The organism is Roseateles toxinivorans (assembly GCF_004362525.1).
In the GTDB taxonomy this organism is placed as follows: domain Bacteria; phylum Pseudomonadota; class Gammaproteobacteria; order Burkholderiales; family Burkholderiaceae_C; genus Paucibacter; species Paucibacter toxinivorans.
In genome coordinates this window covers 296,608-314,594 of record NZ_SNXS01000004.1, presented here as the reverse complement: position 1 = coordinate 314,594, position 17,987 = coordinate 296,608, and the positions used below count along the sequence as shown (strand labels likewise).

The following is a 17,987-nucleotide window of genomic DNA, read 5'->3' as shown; positions in this document are numbered from 1 at the left end:
TCAGCCCATCCGGTCCAGGCGCCAGACCTGGTAGCGCAGCGCCAGCACGGCCCCGGCGATGATGGCCGCCAAGGCAATGAAGCTGCCGAGTGACAGGGTGGACACCCCCGACAGGCCCTGACCTATGGTGCAACCCACGGCGGTGACGCCGCCCACGCCCATCAGCACTGCGCCGACGATGTGGTTGGCGGTGTCCTCGACGCCGCGAAAGCCTTCCCAGCGGAAGCTCTTGCCGACCAAGGCATAGGCCCAGGAGCCGACGATGACACCGGCGGTAGAGACGATGGCCAGGGTCAGCACCTTGCTCTTGTCACTGAAGAAGATCAGCCAGTCCAGCGAGTAGGCGATCGGTGCGACAAAGCTCAGCGCCTCCATGCGCTGGCCGCCGGTGCTGCCCAGAAAGGCCTCTTCCAGCGTGTTCGGATCCTCGGCCACATAGCCCAACCGGCCCGACACCCACCACAGCAGAGCGATCACCGCGCCGGTGCCAACGCCGCCAACCAGCACGTCCGCGCTACGGCCCTCGGCGCGCAGCAGCGACCACAGCACCAGGCCGCCGCCGATCAGCCCGCCCAGCAGCAGGGCCGCCTGGGCCTTGGCCAGTCCCAGCGAGCCGCTCAGCAGCGAGGGCAGATCCTGGCCGGTGGGTAGATTGATCAGCACCGTGTCCACCGTGGCCACGCGCGCCACCGCCGTGATGCCGCGCAGCGTGGCAAAGGCCGACAGGCCCAGCACCAGCAGCACCACCAGCGATTTCAGATTGCCGGCGCCGACACGCACCAGCGTCTTGCTGCCGCAGCCCGAGGCCAGCACCATGCCGAAACCGAACAGCAGGCCGCCGACAATATTGGACAGCCACAGCAGGCGCGGGCCTGCATAGACGGTCTTGCCGGCATCTATCCAGCCCAGACCGACCATGCCATTGAAGCCGAGCATGGCCACACCTATGGCCAGGGCCCACATGCGCATGCGCGCCCAGTCGCCCATATTGACGATGTCGGCCACCGCGCCCATGGTGCAGAAGTGGGTGCGCTGGGCGATGGCGCCAAAAGCAATGGCCAGCGCAAAGGCCGACCACAGCACCTGGGTGGTCAGCGAGGAGATGTCGATTTCTTGCATGGGCGCGATTCTAGGCGGAGGGCCAGGAATCGCATTGCCCCGCAATCACTTCAGGCTTGCCAAGCGTTCCTTGCCGGCCTGTGCCGCCTCAGACTTCGGATAAGCCTTGATCAACTCATCCAGCGTACGCCGGGCCGTCTTTGCATCCTTCAGCTCCAGCTGGCAGTTGGCCATGGCCAGCAGGGCCTCAGGGGCGCGGGGATGCTCGGGCGCGGCATTGACGAAGGCACGGAACACCGTCACGGCGTCCTTGTAGTCACGCTTGCCGTAATAGGCATTGCCCAGCCAGAAGCGCACCGAATCGGCAAAGGCGCTGGCCGGGAAGCGGCGCTGGAACGCCGACAGCGAGCCTGCCGCCTCGACGAAATCGCCGCTGCGCACCGAGGCCACGGCGGCCTCGTACAGCCGCTTTTCGTCGGGCTCGACCAGCACTTCCTTGCCGTCCAGAACCACTTTTTGCGGCTCCATCTTGCGCAGGCGCTCGTCCAGACCCTGGCTCAGATCGGTCTGCTTGCGCTGCAGCTCGGCCACGTCGCGGGCCAGTTGCTCGTTGAGGCCGCGCAGCTTGGCCAGCTCGGCGCGCAGACCCTCGTTCTGTGTGTTCAGCTCGAGCAGGCTGCGGCGCAGGGTGCCCAGTTGCTCGGACTGCAGCTCGGCCAGCTGTTTGGCAAGCTGCTCGGAGCGCAGGCGCTGCGCGTCGTCACTGGTCTGGATGCGGGCGCGCAGGTCCAGGATGGCCTTGCGCGCTTCCTCATCGTCGAACAGACCCGCGTGAGCTGCGGGCCCGGCCAGCAAGGCCAGCACGCAGGCGCTGTACTTCAGACGCGAAGACAGACGTGAGAGGCCCATGGCGATCACTTGTCCTTCAGCTCGGCGCGGCGGTTCTTGGCCCAGGCGGCTTCATCGCTGCCCTGCACGGCGGGGCGCTCCTTGCCAAAGCTGACCGGCTCGGCCTGCGCCTCGGTCGCACCCAGCAGGGTCAGCGACTTGGCCACGGCCTCGGCACGCTTCTGGCCCAGGGCCAGGTTGTACTCGCGGCCACCGCGCTCGTCGGTATGGCCCTCGATGCTCAGGCGCACCTTGCGGTCGGCGTTCAGGCGCTTGGCATGGGCGTCGATGACGTTGCGGTACTCATCCTTGACAACATAGCTGTCGAAGTCGAAATACACCAGACGGCCGGCCTTGGCGACATCGGCGGCGCCCAGGTCCACGCTGGCGACCTGCGACTGCGAGTTCACGCCGCCCGGGTTGGCATTGGTCGTGCTGCTGCTGGTGGCAGCAGGCGTGGTCGCACGGGTTTCGACCGGCGCCTTGTCGTCGAGCTTGACGGTGGAGCCGCAGCCCACCAGGGCGGCAGCGGCGATGGCGGACAGAGAGAGTTGCCAGAGTTTCATGGGTAAGCCTTCCGGGGCTGGAGAAGAAAGGGAGTTGTGACTCGGGACCAAGGGCTTGGTTCAGTCGTGATCGTTGGAGGCCAGCGGGTCAGCGCCCGAACGGGCCCCAGGTCGGCTCGCGCACATCGGCCAGTGTCGAGATCAGCCGGGCCTTGATTCTGCCGTCCAGAGTGCTGGTCATCAACACATCGCGGCCCTGGTAGCGGGTGGCATATATCAGCAGCCGGCCATTGGGCGCGAAGCTGGGGCTTTCATCGTCATTCGTGTCGCTGATCTGCTGCACCGTGCCGCTGGCCAGGTCCATCGTGCACACGCGGAAGGCGCCGCCATTTCGCGTAACGAAGGCCATCACGCGGCCGTCCGGGCTGATCGTCGGGCTGACGTTGTAGTTGCCATTGAAGCTGACGCGCTCGGCATTTCCGCCTGCCACCGGCATGCGGTAGATCTGCGGGCCGCCGCCGCGGTCGCTGACGAAGAACAGGCTGCGGCCATCGGGGGCGAACACCGGCTCGGTGTCGATCGCCGAGGTCTGCGTCAGCCGGCGCACATTCTGGCCGTCACGGCCCATGATGAAGAGCTGGGTGCCGCCGTCGCGCGACAGGCTCAGGGCCAGCTGTTGCCCGTCGGGCGAGAAGGCCGGCGCGCTGTTGGTGCCACGGAAGTTGGCCACGATGCGGCGCTTGCCGGTGGCCACCTCCTGCACCCAGACCACGGCCTTGCGGGTTTCGAAGGACACGTACGCCAGCTCCCTGCCGTCGGGCGACCAGGCCGGCGAAATGATGGGCTCGGGGCTGGCCAGGGCGACCTGGCCGCCTTCGCCGTCGGCGTCGGTGACGCGCAGGCTGTAGCGGCCGCCGGCCTTGGTCACGTAGGCGATACGGGTCGAGAACACGCCCTTGTCGCCCGTCAGCTTTTCGTAGATCGTGTCGGCAATGCGGTGGGCGGCCAGGCGCACATCGTCGGGCGCCACGGCATGGCTCTCGGCCGCCAGCTCCTGGCCACGAACCACATCCCAAAGCTTGAAGCGCAGGTCGAAGCGGCCGTCCGCCAATTTGGTGACCGAGCCAGCCACCAGCGCATCGGCGGCGCGTGCGCGCCAATCGGCCCAGACCGGCACACTGCCCTCGAACAGGGCGCCCGGTGCCTCGAACGGCCGCAGCTGGCCGCTGCGCTCCAGATCGGCCCGGATGATGGCGCCGACCGGCTGACCGGAGCGAGCCTCTTCACGGAAGTCGGCCACCGCCAGCGGCAGCTGGGTTGCCCCGACGCCGGAGATCTCGACCCGGAACTGGGCCAGGGCACTCAGCGGCAAAGACATCGCTGCAGCACCTGTCAGCAGGCTGCGGCGGGTCAAGGGCGACACGGAGGAGGAAGTCAAGCGCTGATCAGTCATCGGGTTCGACATGGCACCGGTAAGCCCAGGGTTAGGGCTGGCAACGCGCATTTTGCCTCAGCCGTTGACCGGGGCCGCCGGCCGCTGCCTATGATGGGCCGCTGAGACATCCAAAAATTGCAACAGAGCACTACGGAGACCCCCGATGACCGCCCCCATTTGCCGCTACCCCGTGCCCGAACTGAACGAACTGCCCGAGGACATGCGCCGGCGCATGCTGGAGGTGCAGGAAAAGGCCGGCTTCGTGCCGAATGTGTTCCTGGCCCTGGCCCGCCGGCCGGACGAGTTCCGCGCCTTCCTGGCCTATCACGACGCGCTCCTGTTGCGCGAATCGGGCCTGAGCAAGGGCGAGAAGGAGATGATCATCGTCGCCACCAGCGGCGCCAACCAGTGTCTGTACTGCGTCGTCGCCCATGGCGCCATCCTGCGCGTCTATGAAAAGGCGCCCATGCTGGCCGACCAGCTGGCCACCAACTATCTGAAGGCCGACATCACGCCCCGCCAGCGGGCGATGCTGGCCTTTGCCCTGAAGGTCTGCCAGGACTCGGCCAATGTTGGCGATGCCGACCTGGCCGCATTGGCCGAACATGGCTTCAGCGACGAGGACGCCTGGGACATCACCGCCATCACCGCGCTGTTCGGTCTGTCGAACCGGCTGGCCAATGTAATTTCGCTGCGCCCCAACGATGAGTTCTACCTGATGGGCCGCTTGCCGCGTGCCGCAAAGTCATGAACCTATAACAGGTGTAAACACGCTCAACGGCGCATGCCGGCTGGCCGTAGCATGGATCCTCCAAACCCGTGTTCACGTCTCAGCCGAAAGGATTTCGCATGCGTTCTTCCATCTTTGTGGCCCTCGCTCTGCTCGTCAGCACCGCCCAGGCGCAGACGCCGCTGACCCTGGACAAGATCAAGGCCAACGGCAGCATGACCCTCGCCTACCGCGAGTCGTCGATCCCCTTCTCCTACCTCGGTGGTGACGCCCAGCCGACCGGCTTCGCCTGGGAGATCTGCGGCAAGATCGTGGACCAGGTGAAGAAGGCCACCGGCCGCGCCGACCTGAAGGTGGCAACGCAAGCCGTGACCTCGCAAAACCGCATCCCGCTGCTGCAGAACGGCACCATAGACATCGAGTGCGGCTCGACCACCAACAACAGCGACCGCGGCAAGCAGGTCGCCTTTGCCACCAACTACTTCTACACCGGCACGCGGCTGCTGGTGAAGACCGGTGCGCCGATCAAGACCTTTGCCGACCTGAAGGGCAAGAAGGTGGTGTCCACCGTCGGCACGACCAACTTCCAAGTGCTGCGCAAGCTCAACACCGAGCAGAACCTGGGCTTCGAACTGCTGGGCGCCAAGGACCATGCCGAGTCGGCGCTGATGGTGCAGCAGGGCCGTGCCGACGCCTTCGGCATGGACGACATCCTGCTCTACGGCCTGCGCGCCAGCTCGCAGAACCCGGCCGAGCTGTCGGTGGTGGCCGAGGCCATCCAGGTCGAGCCCTACGCCATCATGCTGCGCCGCGATGACCCGGCCTTCAAGAAGCTGGTCGACGACACCCTGGCCGGGCTGATCGCCAGTGGCGAGTTCGAGACGCTGTACAAGAAGTGGTTCCAGTCGGCGATCCCGCCCAAGGGCATCAATCTGAATGCACCGATGAGCAAGGAGCTGATCGACAACCTGAAGGCTCTTTCCGATAAACCGGCCCTGTAAAGGCCGATCAGAGCAAAACGATGTCGTAGCTCTCCGGCCAGCCGTTCGGCTCGGCCGTGAGCGAGATCGGCTTGCCGATGAAGTCCGACAGGCCGGTGAGGTGCTGGCTCTCCTCGTCGAGCAGCATCTCTACCACCGAGGCCGCCGCGACGACGCGGAATTCCTTGGGATTGAACTGGCGGGCCTCGCGCAGGATCTCGCGCATGATGTCGTAGCAGACGGTGCGCGCGGTCTTGACCTGGCCCTTGCCCTCGCACACCGGGCAGGGCTCGCACAACATCCTGGCGATCGACTCGCGGGTGCGCTTCCTGGTCATCTCCACCAGGCCCAGCTGGGTGAAGCCGCTGATGGTGATCTTGGTGCGGTCGCGCTGCAGCTGCTTGCGGAATTCGGACAGCACCGCGTTGCGGTGCTCCTCACGCATCATGTCGATGAAGTCCACGATGATGATGCCGCCCAGATTGCGCAGCCGCAGCTGGCGGGCAATCGCGCCGGCCGCCTCCAGATTGGTCTTGAAGATGGTGTCGTCGAAATTGCGCGCACCGACGAAACCGCCGGTGTTCACGTCCACCGTGGTCATCGCCTCGGTCTGGTCGATGATCAGATAGCCGCCCGACTTCAGGTCGACACGCCGCGCCAGCGCCTTGGCAATCTCGGCATCGATGTTGTAGAGGTCGAAGATCGGCCGCTCGCCGCTGTAGTGCACCAGCTTCTGCACCGAGCTGGGTGTGTAGAGCTCACCGAACTTGTGCAGAACGTCGAACTGCATCTTCGAGTCTATGCGTATCGACTGGGTGCGCTCATGGGCCAGGTCGCGCAGCACGCGCTCGACCAGGCTCAGGTCCTGGTGCAGAAGGCTGGCCGGCGGCGACTTGAAGCTGCGCTCGCGTATCAGCGCCCAGGCTTTGCGCAGATAGGCAATGTCGGCGGCCAGTTCCTCATCGGTCGCATCCTCGGCATTGGTGCGCAGGATGAAGCCGCCACCGCCGCCCTCCTCGGCCGTGCCGACCAGGGTCAGCATGCGCGCGCGCAGCTGCTCGCGCAGCTCGTGCGAGCCGATCTTCTGCGAGATGCCGATGTGCTCGTCCTGCGGCAGATAGACCAGCAGCCGCCCGGCGATGCTGATCTGCGAGGACAGGCGCGCGCCCTTGGTGCCGATCGAGTCCTTGATCACCTGCACGGTCAAGGACTGGCCCTCGAACACCCGCTTCTCGATGGGCACGGCCGGCGCATTGGCGGCATCGTGATGGTGGTTGCGCGGCGTGGAGCCGGCATCGTGCAGATCGGCCACATGGAGGAAGGCGGCGCGCTCCAGGCCGATGTCGATGAAGGCGGACTGCATGCCCGGCAGCACGCGCACCACGCGACCCGAATAAACATTGCCCACCAGCCCCCGTTCCAGGGTGCGCTCGACATGCAGTTCCTGGACGGCGCCGTTTTCCACCACGGCCACGCGGGTCTCCTGGGGAGACCAATTGATCAGAATATCTTCCATAGCCTTCGGTTGCTTGCCGGCCCGGGGTCGGGCACAAGGCGCTGAACACTCTCGCAAGCCTGTTTCTTTCGGCTTGCGGCAATGCTCTTCAGAACTTCACGCCACCCTCGGTCAGCAACTGGGCCGTCTCGAACAGCGGCAGGCCCATGATGCCGGAGTATGAGCCTTCGATGTGGGAAATCCACGCCGCCGCCTGGCTTTGGATGGCATAGGAGCCCGCCTTGCCGAAGGGCTCGCCGCTGGCCACGTAGTGCTCAAGCTGGGCCGGGCTGACAGGCGCGAACTTCACCTTGGAGATGCTGACGGCCAGGCGCTCGGCCCGGCCCGAGGAAAGGGCCACGGCGGTGATGACGCGATGAGTGCGGCCGGCCAGGCTGGTCAGCGTGGCCAGTGCATCGGCGGCGTCAAGCGGCTTGCCCAGGATCTTGCGGCCCAGCGCGACCGTCGTATCCGAGCAAAGTATCGGCGCGGCCGGCAGTCCACGGCTGCGCAGCCGCTTGCGGGCGGCGGCCAGCTTGGCCAGGGTCACGCGTTGCACATAGGCCTCGGGCAGTTCGCCCCTGATCTCGACCTCCAGCGCCTCGGCGTCTTCCTCGGGCCCGGGCAACAGCAATTCGTGGCGCACGCCCAGCTGATCGAGCAGCTGACGACGGCGCGGGCTTTGCGAGGCGAGATAGATGAACGAATGCAACTTCACAAAGACCTATTCGCGATGGTAGGGGTGGCCGGTCATCACCGTCCAGGCGCGGTACAGGCCTTCGGCCAACAGCACTCGGGCAAAGGCATGGGGCAGGGTCAGATCGGACAGGCGCAGCGTCTCGTCGGCCGTGGCCTTCAGCGGCGCGGCCAGGCCATCGGGCCCGCCGATCAGCAGGGCCACGTCGCGGCCGTCGCCCATCCAGATCTTCATTCGCGCAGCAAGCTGAACACTGGTCAGGCGGTCGCCCCGCTCATCGAGGATGACGCGGCGTACGCCACGCGGCAGGGCCGCCTCGATGCGCTGGGCCTCGGCGGCCATCAACTGCTCGGCCGTCTTGCTGCCACGGGTTTCGGCCTTGACGGCCTTCAGCTCCAACCGCATCTCGGGCGGGAAGCGCTTGGCGTAGTCCTCATAGGCCGTGTCGGCCCACGCCGGCTGGCGTTGACCGACGGCCACGAGCAGCAAACGCATGCCGTCGACTCAGCGACGAACGCTCAAGCGGCGCGCTTGCGGGCCGGGGCCGCCTTCTTGGCCGGCGCAGCCTTCTTCACGCCGACGGTGCGCGACACAGTGCCACGCACGGGCGCCTTCTTCTTCGGCGCCTCGGACTTGCCGACGACCATGGTCTTGATCGGTGCAGACGTGGACGTCGTCTTGGCCGCTACCTTCTTGGCCGGAGCTTTGGCGGGAGCCTTGGCGCCCGCCTTCACGACCACCTTCTTGGCCGGCGCCGGCTTGGCCGCCGTCTTGCGGGCCGGGGCCTTGGCGGCGGATTCGGCGGCCAGGGTCTTGGCGCTGGGCTTCCGTGACGTGGTCTTCTTCTTGACCGGCTCGTCGTCCTGCGGCTCTTCCGAGGCCTTGACCAGCCTGACGGTTTCGTCGCCCAGCTTCATCTTGACCGGCTTGCCGCCCCAGATCTCTTCCAGGTGGTAGTAGTCGCGGATGGCCGGCTGCATGATGTGGGCCACGGCGGCGCCGCAATCCACGATGATCCATTCACCGTTTTCCTCGCCCTCGGTGCGCATGACATCCATGCCCTGCGATTTGACGGTGGTTCTGACGCTGGCTGCCAGTGCCTTGGTCTGTCGGTTGCTGGTGCCCGAGGCAATGATCACGCGCTCAAACAGCGGTGACAGATGCTCGGTGTTGAAGACCACAATCTTCTGGGCCTTCACGTCTTCCAGGCCATCGACGATGGCGCGTTGCAGTTTGCGTATATCCATTCAGTACTCGTGTGTCGTCTCGTAAAGACGGTGGAGAGCAATATACTCCGCCACCGCGTCGCCCACCAAGGGGCGGATGTTCTCGCCGCGCGACACGCTTGCGCGCACCCCGCTGGACGAAATATTCATGGCCGGCATCTGCAGCCGCACCATGTCGTGCTCAAAACCTTGCAAGGCAGCTGGCGCACTGACCGCCTCGCCGGCCCGTGCGGCCACCGCCAGGGTCACGCTGCGCAACAACTCTTGCCAGCAGTTCCAGGTGTTCAGCCGCGCATACTGGTCCTGGCCAATCACCAGAAACAGCTGCGCTCCCGGCGCTGCCGCCGCCACCGCGCGCACCGTGTCTATCGTGTAGCTCGCGCCCGGGCGGCGCAGCTCGATGTCATCGAGCACAAAGCCCGACTCACCAGCAATCAACAACTCGATCATGGCAGCGCGATGCCGGCCCTCGGTCATCACCCGGCCCGTCTGCCCTGTTTTTTGCCAGGGCTGACCGGCCGGCTGCCAGCGCAACTCGTCCAGATCCAACTCCGCGAACGCGCTGCGCGCCAGCGCCAGATGGGCCAGATGGACGGGATCGAAACTGCCGCCAAACAGGCCGACGCGAGGTCGGCGCGCGAGGCCGGAGTCTAAGCCCATGCGGGCCCGGGGGTTTCATGCGCCCAATCGCGGGGGCGCAGAAAATCGCTGTACAGCCGAGCCTCGGCCGTGCCGGGCTCGGGCGCCCAGCTGTAGCGCCACTTCACGATAGGCGGCATCGACATCAGTATCGATTCGGTGCGGCCGCCCGACTGCAGACCGAACAGCGTGCCGCGGTCAAACACCAGATTGAACTCGACGTAGCGGCCGCGCCGGTAGGCCTGGAAGTCGCGTTCGGCCTCGCCATAGGCCAGCTTCTGCCGACGCTCGACGATGGGCAGATAGGCGGGCAAAAAGGCGTCGCCCACCGCCTGCATCATCGCAAAGCTGCCATCGAAACCCAGCTCGGCAAAGTCGTCGAAGAACACCCCGCCGATGCCGCGTGGCTCATGGCGGTGCTTCAGGAAGAAGTATTCGTCGCACCAGGTCTTGAAGCGCGGGTACAACTCGGGGCCGAACGGTTGCAGCGCCTGCTCACAGGTCTGGTGGAAGTGCTGGGCGTCGGTCTCGAAGCCGTAGTACGGCGTCAGATCCATGCCGCCGCCGAACCAGACCACAGGCGCCTGATCGGCCGGAAAGGCGGCGAACATGCGCACATTCATATGCACGGTCGGCACAAAGGGGTTGTGCGGGTGCAGCACCAGCGACACCCCCATCGCCTCGAACGGCGCGCCGGCCAGCTCGGGCCGGTGCTGGGTGGCCGAGGGCGGCAGGACGCGGCCCTTGACGTGCGAGAAGTTGCAGCCACCGCGCTCGAACAGGGCGCCGCCCTCGACCAGTCGCGTCTGGCCATCGCCTTCCAGCCGGCCGCCGGGCTCGCGCGTCCACGAGTCGAGCAGGAAGTCGTTGCCGTCGGCCGCCTCCAGTGCGCCGACGATGCGGGCCTGCAGGGCCAGCAGGTACTCGCGCACCGCGCTCATCTTCAGTTCGGCTTCGTTCATGGTTTGAGTCGTACCGGTGAGGCCATCGTCGGTCGTTTGCCCTGGCGCTGGCCGAGATGTTGCTCGATCAGCGCGAAGTCGCGTTTCGGGTCGCCGCTGAGTGTGATGAACTCGCGCAGCCCCACCGTTTTAGTCTTGAAATCGAAATACGCCAAGCCCAGGGGCACCTGGCCCTGCACGGCCACATGGTAGGTGCCGGAGCGCCAGCCATCGGTCAGCGAGCGTGTGCCCTCGGGTGCGGCGACCAGCCAGAACAGCTCGCCGCGCTCGCGCGCCGCCTGCATCTCGGCCACCGTGTCGCCGACCAGGCCGCGGGCGCTGCCGCGATCGACCGCAATGCCGCCCAGCCAGCGCAGCCAGGTGCCGAACAACGGCACCTTGAACAGGCTGCTCTTGCCCCACCAGCGCGCCGGCAGGCCCATCGCCCATTTGGCGAACACGCCGACGATGAAGTCCCAGTTGGAGGTGTGCGGATAGACCACGATCACGCCCTGCCGCGAAGGCAGGCCGCTCCAGTCCACTCGCCAGCCGAACAGGCGCATCAGGCCCCTGGCCAGCGCACTGCCTTTGAAGGTCACAGGCCTGGCGGCCAAATCCACGTTCAAGATCGAATCAACTCCGGTATTCAGCGGCGCACGGCGCGGTGGCCGATGTCCTGGCGGTACTGCCGACCGTCGAACAGGATGGACTGCGCGACCTCGTAGGCCCGTTGCTGGGCCAGCTTGACCGACTCACCCAGAGCGGTGACGCACAGCACGCGTCCGCCGCTGGTCTGCAACTGACCATCGACCTCGGCCGTGCCGGCCTGGAATACGCAGGCGTCCTCGGTGGCGGCCGGGATGCCGGTGATCGCATCGCCCTTGCGCGGCGTCAGCGGGTAGCCGTGGGCTGCCAACACCACGCCTAGCGCCACGCGGCGGTCCCACTGCAGCTCGACCTGATCCAGCGTGCCGTCTGTCGCATGCATCAGCACATCGAACAGATCGCTCTTCAGCCGCATCATGATGGGCTGGGTTTCGGGGTCGCCCATGCGGGTGTTGAACTCGACGGTGCGTGGCTGGCCCTGTTCGTCGATCATCAGCCCGGCGTAGAGGAAGCCGGTGAACGGCCGGCCGTCCTTGGCCATGCCGTTAACGGTCGGCAGGATGATCTCGTGCATCACCTTGGCATGGACATTGGGCGTGACCACCGGTGCCGGCGAATAGGCACCCATGCCGCCGGTGTTGGGGCCCAGATCGCCGTCGAGCAGGCGCTTGTGGTCCTGGCTCGTCGCCAGCGAGACCACGTTCTTGCCATCGCACAGGACGATGAAGCTGGCCTCCTCGCCATGCAGGAACTGCTCGATGACGACACGTGCGCCGCCTTCGTTGTGCTGCACGCCGAGCTTGTTGCTGCCGAGGATCCAGTCGACGGCCTCATGGGCCTCGGCCAGCGTCATCGCCACGACCACGCCCTTGCCCGCCGCCAGGCCATCGGCCTTGATGACGATGGGCGCACCCTGGGCATCGACATAGGCATGGGCCGCGGCGGCGTCGGTGAAGGTATCGTAGGCCGCGGTCGGAATGCCGTAGCGCTTCATGAAGTCCTTGGCGTAGGCCTTGGAGCTTTCCAGCTCGGCGGCCGCCTTGGTCGGGCCGAAGATGCGCAGACCGCGGGCACGGAACTCATCCACCACACCGGCGGCCAGGGCCACCTCGGGGCCGACCACCGTCAGGCCAATCTTCTCGGCCTGGGCAAAATCGGCCAGCGCCTTGACGTCCGTGATCGCCACATTGTGCAGATGGGGGTCACGCGCGGTGCCGCCATTGCCGGGCGCCACATGGACGGACTGCACCTTGGGGCTTTGCGCCAGCTTCCAGGCCAGCGCGTGTTCACGGCCGCCCGATCCGATCACCAATACCTTCATTCGTCCAAGCCCGCGTTGTGATAGACCTCTTGCACATCATCCAGGTCTTCCAGCACGTCCAGCAGCTTTTGCATGCGGACGGCGTCGTCGCCGGTCAAATCGATGGTGTTCTCGGCACGCATCGTCACCTCGGCCATCGCCGGCACCAGGCCGGCCGCCTCCAGCGCATTCTTCACCGCCTCGAAGCCGGCCGGCGAGGTCAGCACCTCGATGGCGCCGTCGTCGTCGGTGATCACGTCCTCGGCCCCGGCTTCCAGCGCCACTTCCATGACCTTGTCTTCGTTGGCACCCGGGGCGAACACGATCTGGCCGCAATGCTTGAACTGGAAGCTCACCGAGCCATCCGTGCCCAGATTGCCGCCATGCTTGCTGAACGCGTGGCGCACCTCGGCCACCGTGCGCACGCGGTTGTCGGTCATGGTGTCAATCATCACCGCTGCGCCGCCAATGCCATAGCCCTCGTAGCGGATTTCCTCGTAGCTGACGCCCTCGAGGTTGCCGGTGGCCTTGTCGATGTTCTTCTTGACGGTATCCGACGGCATATTCGCCGCCTTGGCCTTTTCTATCGCCAGGCGCAGGCGCGGATTCTCCTTCGGGTCACCGCCGCCCTGGCGCGCAGCGACCATGATTTCGCGGATCACGCGCGTCCACACCTTGCCGCGCTTTTCGTCTTGCCGACCCTTGCGGTGCTGAATATTGGCCCATTTGGAATGACCCGCCATTGCTGGAACTCCTCGCGGGTGCGCTCCATGGCGCCAACCCGTTGTATTTGTTGGATAGACTGCGATTTTACTTGCCCCCGGGCCCTTCGCCCTTTATCCGGAGTTTTCAAGCCATGGCCGACCCCATTCTGATTGCCCGCCACGGTGAGATCGAGTGCCTGCTGCTGCCCGCGCTGGCCAATCGCCACGGCCTGATCACCGGCGCCACCGGCACCGGCAAGACCATCAGCCTGCAGACCCTGGCCGAATCCCTGAGCCGCATCGGCGTGCCGGTGTTCATGGCCGATGTGAAGGGCGACCTGACCGGCATCTCGCAGCCGGGCAAGCCCAGTGACAAGCTCAAGGCCATCCTGGCCGAGCGCGGCATCGAGCTGCCCGAGCCCAAGTCCTGCCCCACCACCCTGTGGGACGTGTTCGGCGAGCAGGGTCACCCGGTGCGCGCGACCGTCTCCGACATGGGCCCGCTGCTGCTGTCCCGGATGCTGGCGCTGAACGAGACCCAGCAGGGCGTGCTGCAGCTGGTGTTCAAGATCGCCGACGACAACGGCATGCTGCTGCTGGACCTGAAGGATCTGCGTGCAATGCTGCAGCATGTGGGCGACAACGCGGCCCAGTACCAGACCGAGTACGGCAACGTGAGTGCCGCCAGCGTCGGCGCGATCCAGCGCGGCCTCCTGCAGATCGACGAACAGGGTGGTGACAAATTCTTCGGCGAGCCGATGCTGAACATCGCCGACTTCATGCAGACCGATGGCGGCAATGGCGTGATCAACATCCTCGCCGCCGACAAGCTGATGAACGCGCCGCGGCTCTACGCCACCTTCCTGCTGTGGATGCTCAGCGAGCTGTTCGAGCAGCTGCCCGAGGTCGGTGACCTGGACAAACCGAAGCTGGTGTTCTTCTTCGACGAGGCCCATCTGCTGTTCAAGGACGCCCCGGCGGCCCTGGTCGAGCGCATCGAGCTGGTTGTGCGCCTGGTGCGCTCCAAGGGCGTGGGCGTCTATTTCGTGACGCAGAACCCGCTGGACATCCCCGACAGCGTGCTGGCCCAGCTGGGCAACCGCGTCCAGCATGCCTTGCGCGCGTTCACCCCGCGCGATCAGAAGGCCGTCAAGGCGGCGGCCGACACGATGCGGGCCAAGCCAGGCCTGGACATCGCCACCGCCATCACCGAGCTGGCCGTCGGCGAGGCCCTGGTCAGCCTTCTGGACGAGAAAGGCCGGCCCAGCATCACCGAGCGCGTGTTCGTGCTGCCCCCGGGCAGCCAGATCGGGCCTATCACGCCCGAGCAGCGCCAGGCGCTGCTGCACGGCTCGCTGGTCGCCGGCGTCTATGAAAAGGCGGTCGATCGCGAATCGGCTTACGAGAAGATCAAGGGCCGAGTGTCGGTGTCCACCGATTCCCGTCCCGAGCCGCGCACCACCCCCAGCATGGCCGACGAGGCCGTGGCCGCCACGCGCGGCGGGGCGGCCGACGCCGCCAAGGAGGCGGCCAAGGAAGCCGGCGGTGGTCTGCTGGGCGGCCTGGGCGATGTGCTGTTCGGCACGACCGGCCCCCGCGGTGGCAAACACCCCGGGCTGGCCACGACCATGGCCAACTCCGCAGTACGCAGCATCGGCAGCGCCGTGGGACGCGAGATCATCCGCGGCGTGCTGGGCTCCATCCTGGGCGGCAGCAGACGCCGCTGACTCGCCGTTTCAAGCACCCCGGGCGCGTGACCGCGGCTCGGGTCCATGGCGGTCGCCGGAGGCGACCGCCCGAAATCGGGGCTCGCCGTCCCTGGACGACCGCGAATCGAGTGGAGACATGGCGTCAGACGCACTAATTAAGTGCAAATGCTGCGCCTTCCGCCAGGCCATACAGATGACTACGCTGGAGGCAGCTCCACTTCGGGAGCCGTCAGCCTTGCGGCTTGAATCGCCGCAAGTCCTTCGCCAGCCTCATCAGGCCTTCCGGTCTGATCAGCGCGGGCTCAGACACGGAGTCCATCTTGAAACCCTCTCTCGCAAGACCCGATGCAACAGCCGCCGACGGCAGGGCGGCCGGTTCAGCGTCGATTCGCTGGGTGCTCGCCAGCCTGTCACTGTCCATGCTGCTGTCCTCGCTGGGTACCAGCATTGCCAATGTCGGCCTGCCGACTCTGGCGACGGCTTTCAACGCCTCGTTCCAGCAGGTGCAGTGGATCGTGCTGGCCTATCTGCTGGCCATCACCAGCCTGATTGTCGGCGTCGGCCGGCTCGGTGACCTGATCGGCCGCCGCCGCCTGCTGCTGGCCGGCATCTCGCTGTTCACCCTGGCCTCGGCCCTGTGCGGCCTTGCACCCTCGCTGGGCCTGCTGATCGCCGCCCGGGCACTTCAGGGTCTGGGCGCGGCCATCATGATGGCCCTGACCATGGCCTTTGTCGGTGAGGCTGTGCCCAAGGCCAGGACCGGCAGCGCCATGGGCCTGCTGGGCACCATGTCCGCCGTGGGCACCGCCCTGGGCCCGACCCTGGGCGGTCTGCTGATCGCAGGCTTCGGCTGGCCGGCGCTCTTCCTTGTCAACGTGCCGCTGGGCCTGCTGACGCTCTCGCTCGCGCACCGCCACCTGCCCGCTGATCGCCGTCGAACCCAGACCGAACGGCCGGGTTTCGACCCGCTGGGCACGCTGCTGCTGGCCCTGACGCTCGCCGCCTATGCACTCGCGATGACCCTGGGGCACGGCAGTTTCGGCCGCCTCAACCTGGCCCTGCTGCTTGCCGCGGCCTCGGGCCTCGGCCTGTTCCTGCTCGCCGAGGGGGGCGCAGCCTCTCCGCTGATACGCCTGGCGATGTTCCGCGATCCGGTGCTGAACGCCAGCCTCTCGATGAGCGCCCTGGTGTCGACGGTGATGATGGCCACACTGGTGGTCGGTCCCTTCTACCTCTCCCGTGCGCTGGGGCTCGAGGCTGCGCTGGTCGGGCTCGTCCTGTCGGTCGGCCCGCTGGTTGCGGCACTGACCGGCGTGCCGGCCGGCCGTCTGGCCGACCGTTTCGGCGCCGCGCGGATGACCATTGCCGGGCTCGCGGCGATGGCGGCCGGCGCCTGCCTGCTGCCCATGCTGCCGACGAGCTTGGGCGTGCCGGGCTACGTCGGCCCGCTGGTCGTCATCACCGCCGGCTATGCGCTGTTCCAGGCCGCCAACAACACGGCCGTGATGACGAATGTCGGCGCTGACCAGCGGGGAGTGATCTCAGGCCTGCTCAATCTTTCGCGCAATCTCGGGCTGATCACCGGCGCCTCGGTGATGGGCACCGTGTTTGCGTTCGGCGCCGGGGCCAGCGACATCATGACCGCCCGGCCCGAAGCGGTGGCCACCGGCACCGGCATCACCTTCATCGTCGCTGCGATGCTGATCACCATGGCCCTGGTCATTGCCATCGTTTCGACCGGCCGCACTCAGGAGGATGGCCGTGACCTGGCTGCATAAACTCGGCGTCGGCGGCGCCCTTGTGAGCGGCCTGCTGGTTTGCGCCGCTCCGGCGCCCGCCGTACCGCTCAAGGCCATGCCGCTCGGCGGCGAGGCCTCGCTGACGCTCAGCGCCGAAGCGCGCCTGCGCTACGACGCCCACGAGCAAGGGCAGCTGGTGCGGGGCAACAGCTACCGGCAGGGCCTGTTCCGCGGCATTCTGGGCGCAGACCTGCGCTTGAACCCCCAGGTCCGCGTCTATGGCGAGATCGGCACCGGCCAGGTCGATGGCCGCCGCAACATAGCCACCGCCAACTTCCAGAACACCGTGTCGCTGCAGCAGCTGTTCGTCGAGGCCCGCGGCCGGCTCGGTCCGGCGCAGGTGGGCGCGATGCTGGGCCGCCAGGAGTTCGCCGATGGCCCCCGGCAGCTGATCAGCCTCAGCGACGGTCCCAATCTCCATCGCAGCTGGAACGGCCTGCGCGTCTACGCCCAGCATCAGGGCCTGCGCGTCGGGGCGTTCGACCTGCGGGCGACGCGTCCGGGGCGTGGCGGCTTCGACGAAGCCGTCAATCACGCCGAACGCCTGCAGGGGCTCAACGCCAGCTGGCTTGTGCCGGCGGACGGCGGGCCCAACACCTATCTCGACCCGTTCTGGATGCACAGCGAGAACCCGAGCTTCCGCTTCGGCGGTCAACTGGGCCGCGACGTTCGAGACACCTGGGGCCTGCGTCTCTGGGGGCGCAAGGGCGGCCTGGGCTTCGACTGGACGCTGGCCCATCAGACCGGTCGCTACCTCGGGCGCGAAGTCGCTGCGTGGGGCCTGTTCGCCGTGCACAGCCTGGCGCTTTCCGACCAAGGCTGGAAGCCGCGGCTGACGGCGCATATCGATATCGCCACCGGCGGCGGCGCTTACGGCAGCGGCAGGCTCAAGGGCTTCAACCCGCTCTATGCCAGCTCAGCCTATCTCGGCGAAGGACAGTTTCTGGCCCTGAGCAATCTGCTGATGATCGCGCCAGGCCTGTCCGTCTCGCCAACACCGGTAACGACACTCTCGGTCGAATACGGCTTCGCGCGGCGTTTCGACCCGCAGGATGCAGCCTATGCCGGCGGCATGCGCGCCTACGCGGGCACCCAGGGTCTGCCGGGTCGGCAGATCGGCGGGCTGCTGCGCGTCGTCGGGACCTGGGCGCTCAGCGCGCAGCTGAGCCTGTTCCTCAACCACGAACGTTTCGACGCCAGCGAGCTGCTCAGGCGCGCGGGGCTGCACTCGGGCAGCTACAGCCATGTCGGTGCGACCTGGCGCTACTGAGGG

Annotated in this window: 18 protein-coding genes; 5 read left to right on the top strand and 13 right to left on the bottom strand. The window is 66.7% G+C overall.

The features are described 5' to 3' along the window. The 4 genes from DES47_RS16600 to tolB all read right to left on the bottom strand — a co-directional run bounded on the left by DES47_RS16600 (window position 1) and on the right by tolB (window position 3,906). Window positions 1–1,119, bottom strand: a complete 1,119-nt coding sequence (locus DES47_RS16600) for a YeeE/YedE family protein (protein WP_133701851.1) — start codon at window positions 1,117–1,119, stop codon at window positions 1–3. Between the two features lie 45 nt (window positions 1,120–1,164). After that, window positions 1,165–1,968 (bottom strand): tol-pal system protein YbgF, encoded by an 804-nt coding sequence (gene ybgF / locus DES47_RS16595; RefSeq protein ID WP_133701850.1) that lies wholly within the window; start codon window positions 1,966–1,968, stop codon window positions 1,165–1,167. A 5-nt stretch (window positions 1,969–1,973) separates the two neighbouring features. After that, window positions 1,974–2,513 (bottom strand): peptidoglycan-associated lipoprotein Pal, encoded by a 540-nt coding sequence (gene pal / locus DES47_RS16590; protein ID WP_133701849.1) that lies wholly within the window; start codon window positions 2,511–2,513, stop codon window positions 1,974–1,976. A gap of 88 nt (window positions 2,514–2,601) precedes the next feature. Continuing rightward, window positions 2,602–3,906, bottom strand: coding sequence for a Tol-Pal system beta propeller repeat protein TolB (gene tolB, locus DES47_RS16585; protein ID WP_133701848.1), 1,305 nt, complete (start codon window positions 3,904–3,906; stop codon window positions 2,602–2,604). 145 nt (window positions 3,907–4,051) lie between these two features. On the opposite strand from tolB, the gene DES47_RS16580 reads away from it, so the two are divergent. Beyond that, on the top strand, window positions 4,052–4,639 hold the full coding sequence (locus tag DES47_RS16580; protein ID WP_133701847.1) for a peroxidase-related enzyme: 588 nt from the start codon (window positions 4,052–4,054) through the stop codon (window positions 4,637–4,639). A gap of 98 nt (window positions 4,640–4,737) precedes the next feature. Next, window positions 4,738–5,619, top strand: coding sequence for an amino acid ABC transporter substrate-binding protein (locus tag DES47_RS16575; protein WP_133701846.1), 882 nt, complete (start codon window positions 4,738–4,740; stop codon window positions 5,617–5,619). A gap of 7 nt (window positions 5,620–5,626) precedes the next feature. Here the strand turns inward: DES47_RS16575 and rng are convergent, their stop codons facing one another. The 9 genes from rng to DES47_RS16530 form a co-directional block, all read right to left on the bottom strand. Next, window positions 5,627–7,114 carry a ribonuclease G gene (gene rng / locus DES47_RS16570; protein ID WP_133701845.1) on the bottom strand — a complete coding sequence of 496 codons (1,488 nt, stop codon included), beginning with the start codon at window positions 7,112–7,114 and terminating at the stop codon, window positions 5,627–5,629. A gap of 88 nt (window positions 7,115–7,202) precedes the next feature. Further along, complete coding sequence (locus tag DES47_RS16565; RefSeq protein WP_133702171.1) at window positions 7,203–7,805, bottom strand: Maf family protein; 603 nt, start codon at window positions 7,803–7,805, stop codon at window positions 7,203–7,205. A 12-nt stretch (window positions 7,806–7,817) separates the two neighbouring features. Further along, on the bottom strand, window positions 7,818–8,285 hold the full coding sequence (rlmH, locus tag DES47_RS16560) for a 23S rRNA (pseudouridine(1915)-N(3))-methyltransferase RlmH (RefSeq protein ID WP_133701844.1): 468 nt from the start codon (window positions 8,283–8,285) through the stop codon (window positions 7,818–7,820). A gap of 23 nt (window positions 8,286–8,308) precedes the next feature. Next, window positions 8,309–9,037 (bottom strand): ribosome silencing factor, encoded by a 729-nt coding sequence (gene rsfS, locus DES47_RS16555; protein ID WP_133701843.1) that lies wholly within the window; start codon window positions 9,035–9,037, stop codon window positions 8,309–8,311. Continuing rightward, window positions 9,038–9,676, bottom strand: coding sequence for a nicotinate-nucleotide adenylyltransferase (nadD, locus tag DES47_RS16550; protein WP_133701842.1), 639 nt, complete (start codon window positions 9,674–9,676; stop codon window positions 9,038–9,040). Next, window positions 9,667–10,617: an oxygen-dependent coproporphyrinogen oxidase gene (gene hemF / locus DES47_RS16545; RefSeq protein ID WP_133701841.1), complete on the bottom strand. Its 951-nt coding sequence runs from the start codon at window positions 10,615–10,617 to the stop codon at window positions 9,667–9,669. Before hemF ends, nadD begins: the two co-directional genes overlap by 10 nt. Beyond that, entirely contained in the window at window positions 10,614–11,216 is a 603-nt protein-coding gene (locus DES47_RS16540) for a 1-acyl-sn-glycerol-3-phosphate acyltransferase (RefSeq protein ID WP_243748367.1), read from the bottom strand. The genes hemF and DES47_RS16540 overlap by 4 nt, the downstream gene beginning before the upstream one ends. 26 nt (window positions 11,217–11,242) lie before the next feature. Further along, window positions 11,243–12,523: a phosphoribosylamine--glycine ligase gene (purD, locus tag DES47_RS16535; RefSeq protein WP_133701839.1), complete on the bottom strand. Its 1,281-nt coding sequence runs from the start codon at window positions 12,521–12,523 to the stop codon at window positions 11,243–11,245. Further along, a complete protein-coding gene (locus tag DES47_RS16530; protein ID WP_133701838.1) occupies window positions 12,520–13,245 on the bottom strand; it encodes a YebC/PmpR family DNA-binding transcriptional regulator in 726 nt (241 codons plus the stop codon). The genes purD and DES47_RS16530 overlap by 4 nt, the downstream gene beginning before the upstream one ends. A gap of 113 nt (window positions 13,246–13,358) precedes the next feature. On the opposite strand from DES47_RS16530, the gene DES47_RS16525 reads away from it, so the two are divergent. The 3 genes from DES47_RS16525 (at window position 13,359) to DES47_RS16515 (ending at window position 17,984) form a co-directional block, all read left to right on the top strand. After that, a complete protein-coding gene (locus DES47_RS16525; protein WP_133701837.1) occupies window positions 13,359–14,933 on the top strand; it encodes a helicase HerA-like C-terminal domain-containing protein in 1,575 nt (524 codons plus the stop codon). 299 nt (window positions 14,934–15,232) lie between these two features. Continuing rightward, window positions 15,233–16,693 carry an MFS transporter gene (locus DES47_RS16520; RefSeq protein WP_208115047.1) on the top strand — a complete coding sequence of 487 codons (1,461 nt, stop codon included), beginning with the start codon at window positions 15,233–15,235 and terminating at the stop codon, window positions 16,691–16,693. After that, window positions 16,677–17,984 (top strand): alginate export family protein, encoded by a 1,308-nt coding sequence (locus tag DES47_RS16515; protein ID WP_166652035.1) that lies wholly within the window; start codon window positions 16,677–16,679, stop codon window positions 17,982–17,984. Before DES47_RS16520 ends, DES47_RS16515 begins: the two co-directional genes overlap by 17 nt. Window positions 17,985–17,987 lie beyond the last annotated feature (3 nt).

Bases quoted from the DNA above. Each gene is read 5' to 3' on its own strand.
- ybgF (WP_133701850.1), bottom strand. From the start codon at position 1,968: ATGGGCCTCTCACGTCTGTCTTCGCGTCTGAAGTACAGCGCCTGCGTG.
- DES47_RS16530 (WP_133701838.1), bottom strand. From the start codon at position 13,245: ATGGCGGGTCATTCCAAATGGGCCAATATTCAGCACCGCAAGGGTCGG.
- pal (WP_133701849.1), bottom strand. From the start codon at position 2,513: ATGAAACTCTGGCAACTCTCTCTGTCCGCCATCGCCGCTGCCGCCCTG.
- DES47_RS16525 (WP_133701837.1), top strand. From the start codon at position 13,359: ATGGCCGACCCCATTCTGATTGCCCGCCACGGTGAGATCGAGTGCCTG.
- rng (WP_133701845.1), bottom strand. From the start codon at position 7,114: ATGGAAGATATTCTGATCAATTGGTCTCCCCAGGAGACCCGCGTGGCC.
- DES47_RS16580 (WP_133701847.1), top strand. From the start codon at position 4,052: ATGACCGCCCCCATTTGCCGCTACCCCGTGCCCGAACTGAACGAACTG.
- DES47_RS16600 (WP_133701851.1), bottom strand. From the start codon at position 1,119: ATGCAAGAAATCGACATCTCCTCGCTGACCACCCAGGTGCTGTGGTCG.
- rsfS (WP_133701843.1), bottom strand. From the start codon at position 9,037: ATGGATATACGCAAACTGCAACGCGCCATCGTCGATGGCCTGGAAGAC.
- tolB (WP_133701848.1), bottom strand. From the start codon at position 3,906: ATGACTGATCAGCGCTTGACTTCCTCCTCCGTGTCGCCCTTGACCCGC.
- rlmH (WP_133701844.1), bottom strand. From the start codon at position 8,285: ATGCGTTTGCTGCTCGTGGCCGTCGGTCAACGCCAGCCGGCGTGGGCC.
- hemF (WP_133701841.1), bottom strand. From the start codon at position 10,617: ATGAACGAAGCCGAACTGAAGATGAGCGCGGTGCGCGAGTACCTGCTG.
- nadD (WP_133701842.1), bottom strand. From the start codon at position 9,676: ATGGGCTTAGACTCCGGCCTCGCGCGCCGACCTCGCGTCGGCCTGTTT.
- DES47_RS16575 (WP_133701846.1), top strand. From the start codon at position 4,738: ATGCGTTCTTCCATCTTTGTGGCCCTCGCTCTGCTCGTCAGCACCGCC.
- purD (WP_133701839.1), bottom strand. From the start codon at position 12,523: ATGAAGGTATTGGTGATCGGATCGGGCGGCCGTGAACACGCGCTGGCC.